Genomic DNA, 559 nt, shown 5'->3' on the forward strand with positions numbered 1-559 from the left:
ATTCTATGAGATGGGTTTTGACATTAGCACTAGTAGTATTCTCTGATAAAACAAGTAGGTCATTAAACTTATCATCCAGTTTTAAGATTGTTGATATCGCTTGTCCATCAGCATCGCAACCTGGTAGGTCGTTTTGAGGGTTACCGTAATCGCTCACTGCTAGTACAATACCTAGGTTCATACTTTTTCCTAACTATATAATCCAATATTTTCGATATTCTATCAGATTCTTATTGCAGAGGAAGCCTAACGCCGCGTTAAGGGGTGAATGCCGCATAAACCAAGCTTCCGCAGACCACTTTCACCACCAAAACCAACCGCATACCAAAAATGCCACGCGGCATGAATCCCTCTTAAACGCCTTGTTATGTTTAAGACTCAAAGGGTTAAGTTTGCGATACCAAGAGCTTAACTCGACTTACCTTTGCAAACCAAAACCAGACGCTAAAAAGCTGAATTAACTCATAATTTTGAACATTCTAACTTTGAGTTTTAACGTGAGAAACCGAAAAGCCGGGCTTTAACTTTGAAATCAAAATCACTTCACTCACCTACACTC

Annotated in this window: 1 protein-coding gene; it reads right to left on the reverse strand. The window is 39.5% G+C overall.

Annotated elements, in window-relative coordinates; genetic code table 11:
* A partial coding sequence (locus R7Z47_RS26275) for a hypothetical protein (RefSeq protein ID WP_318130955.1) occupies positions 1-181 on the reverse strand: 181 nt, incomplete at its 3' end.
* Between the last annotated feature and the right edge of the window lie 378 nt (positions 182-559).

The sequence above is a fragment of the Vibrio sp. 1641 genome, assembly GCF_033339995.1.
Taxonomy (GTDB): Bacteria; Pseudomonadota; Gammaproteobacteria; order Enterobacterales; family Vibrionaceae; genus Vibrio; species Vibrio alginolyticus.